At 72.4% G+C, this 2,811-nt stretch carries 2 protein-coding genes and 2 pseudogenes; all 4 read right to left on the reverse strand.

Annotation, left to right across the window (positions count from 1 at the left end):
• Positions 1–329, reverse strand: a pseudogene (locus ACIO3R_RS39405) (ATP-binding protein); the annotation flags it as partial.
• 26 nt (positions 330–355) lie between these two features.
• Positions 356–808, reverse strand: a complete 453-nt coding sequence (locus ACIO3R_RS39410; RefSeq protein WP_360615573.1) for a DUF6238 family protein — start codon at positions 806–808, stop codon at positions 356–358.
• A 25-nt stretch (positions 809–833) separates the two neighbouring features.
• Entirely contained in the window at positions 834–2,300 is a 1,467-nt protein-coding gene (locus tag ACIO3R_RS39415; RefSeq protein WP_402111937.1) for an SCO6880 family protein, read from the reverse strand.
• A 132-nt stretch (positions 2,301–2,432) separates the two neighbouring features.
• A pseudogene (locus ACIO3R_RS39420) lies at positions 2,433–2,811 on the reverse strand (ATP-binding protein); the annotation flags it as partial.

Raw genomic sequence — 2,811 nt, forward strand, 5'->3', positions numbered from 1 at the left:
ACATCGCGGCCGATGAACACCCCCTCGGCCCCCAGGCCGCCTTCGGCTACGAACGGGTAGGCGCCGCTGGCTGTTGCGGTGGTCATCCGGTGGGCGGGCAAGGCGAGCTTGCCGCCCCGGGCAGAGGAGGAGCCGGGGCGACCCGCGACCGGGTAGGTCGGCCGAAGGTCCGGGTCGAGGCTCTGCTCGGCGCGGTGCTTGGCCGGAGTGCCAGCGAGCCGGGCCTGACGGCGGGCTTCGGCGAAACCGGCTCGGGCGGCCCGCTGCTCGGCACGCGAGGTCTTGCGGGGCACGAACAGCGGGGAGGCGCTGGCACGGGTGCGAGGCATGAAGGGTTCTCCAGACAGGGAGTGAGTCAGCGGCGGACGAGGCCGGTGAACGGGGCGTGTAGATCGGTCGGCGTGGTGTGCCGCCGCACGAGGCGGGTGGTGCGCTGGTGGCGCTGGCAGATGGTCAGTTCCGGCGCTCCTTCGGGCAGGCCGGTCTGGCATGCCTCGGGTTCGGGGACCTCGCCGGACTCCGGCCGGGGCGCCGCGTGGTAGGCGGCGTGCAGGTGTTCGGCGGCCTGCCAGATACGGGTGCGGGTAGCACGGAGCTGGTCGCCCTCGATGGCGACGAGCTGTCCCGTTCGACTTGTGTGGGCGTCGAGGAGCCCGTAGAGCGAGACGAGGTGGGCGTGCAGAGCGTCCAGCTCGGTGCGGGTGGTGACCAGCGGTCCGCCCGGGATGTTGAGTGCGCGGTGGAAGTCGAGGGCGGCAGTGGCGAAGGGCACGAAGTCCTGCGCGGTCGGGCTGGCAGTGCGGGACATGAGGGTGCTCTTTCGAGGGGGAGAATCAGGCGGCGAGCGCGAGCGGCAGGGCGGCGGCGGTGAACGCTTCTGCCTGCTGCCAGGTCAGGGGCCGGAGGTCGAGCTGGGCGCCGACCGCGGCGGTCTCCACGACGGCGCAGGCGGTGCGCAGATCGTCCTCGGTGTCGGCCGAGACGGTCAGCAGACCGGTCAGGGCGACGTCGGCGTGCCCGGCGATGAGCTGGCGTTCGCGGGACTTGATGTCCTGGTACTCGATCGAGTCGGCCTCGGAGTCGACCTGGCCGCGCCGGGCGCGTTCGGCGGCGTCGGCGATCACGCTGGACTTCTTGCGCTGCACGTCGCGCAGGGCGGCGTCGAGGTTCTTCGGTTCGTAGGACAGTGACAGCGTGCGGCGGACGCCGCCGGTGAACAGGAGCTGGTGCAGGAAGCCGGCGCTGGTCTCGGTGCGCGGCCAGTTCTCCACCCAGTAGGTGGCGTGCACGGCGGAGTCGGTGGCGATGTGGTCCGCCTTCTCGACGACCACGACGGGGCCGGCGGCGGCAGGATCGGCCTCGGGGCGACCAGCCGTAGACCAACGATCCAGTGTGGCCAGCGACTTCGGGTCATAAGCGGTGCGTACCACGGCGGCGATCTCGCGGGCGGTGAGCCACCCGGTCGGGGTGAGACCGGCGGTCCGCGCCGCTTGGTCGAACGTGGAGGTGAGCTGCGCCAGGACGCTGAAGGCTCCGGTGAGGCCGCCGCCGGCCTGGTTGATCAGCCGACGGGCCGCCTTGGTGTCCAGGGACACCGCGACGTACGCCTCGTGCGGGGCGGCTGCGGGGCCGGCGCTCTGGATCAGCTCGTTGTAGATCGCTCCGGCCATCGGGGTGTCGGGGCGGCCGTGCTCTTCCCAGTAGCGGCGCAGCGCGTCGCCGGAGTCGGGGATGGTGCGCTCGATCACCTGGATGCGGGCGATCTGCCCGGTACGGGCGAGAGCTGCCAGCGCGCGTCCCCAGCCGCCGACGTTGGCCTGCTGGGTGCCGGGGTCGAGCAGGGCGTAGGCGCGGGAGGAGACCTTGACCACCGCGGTCAGCGTCCCGGTGTGCGGGTTGTGGACCGCGCCGTACTTGCCGTCGGGAGCAGTGGTGACGCGCAGGCTGGCAGCGGTGCCGGGAAGGTGGAGCAGACCCTCGCGGGTCGGCCGGCGAGAGGGCCGGGTGAGCCAGACGAGCTGGCCTCGCATCCGGCGCAGCGCGTACCGGACGACGATCGGGGTCCAGTCCGCCAGAGCACGGCCTCGGTGGCGGACGAAGACGAGCAGGGCGATCACGGCCCACAGCGGGATGAGCTGGAGAGCGCCCACCACACCGCGAGCGAGGATCACGGCGAGAAGAAGAAGGCCGGTGAGTCCGGCGACGACCAACTGCGGGACGGACAGGCCGAGCAGGACGCCGCGCCTGCTGCGGTGCGGGAACTTCACGGTGGGCGTGGAGGACTGGTGCTTGCCGGACATGGTGGTTCCAGACGGTGGGAGCGGGCGGAGGACGGGGCGCGCGGCGCTCTTCTGGACGTCATGGCGAAACCTTCCTGCTGGTGGGGGGCGGGGGCGGGCCGTGGAGTGCGGCCCGCCCCCGGGGGATGTGGGTCAGGAACCCGACGGCGGCTGGGTGGGATACACCCAGTTCGTCGGTGTCGCGGAGCCGGTGGCCGACGGTCCGGACGCGGACGCCGGAGTGCCCGAGGCCGAAGGTCCGGGGTCGGCTGGCGGCATGGAGGTCAGGTCGCCGCCCGGAGCCGATGCGCCCGCGAGGTGACCGGAGCCGTCCGCAACGCCTTGGGCAGCCGATTCGGACCCTTCCGGTTCGTCCTCGCCAGGACGTGTGATCAGTGGCGGGATCCCGGGGCGCTGGATCAGAGCCCGGCCCTTGTCACCGCTCGCGTCCGGGTCTTCGCCGTACCGGAAGCGGGTCTGCTGCTTGGGCGGCCCGGCGTCGATGCCCTCCTTGCTGAGGTTGCCGCCGGAG

This window comes from Streptomyces sp. NPDC087428 (genome assembly GCF_044744085.1).
Taxonomy (GTDB): Bacteria; Actinomycetota; Actinomycetes; order Streptomycetales; family Streptomycetaceae; genus Streptomyces.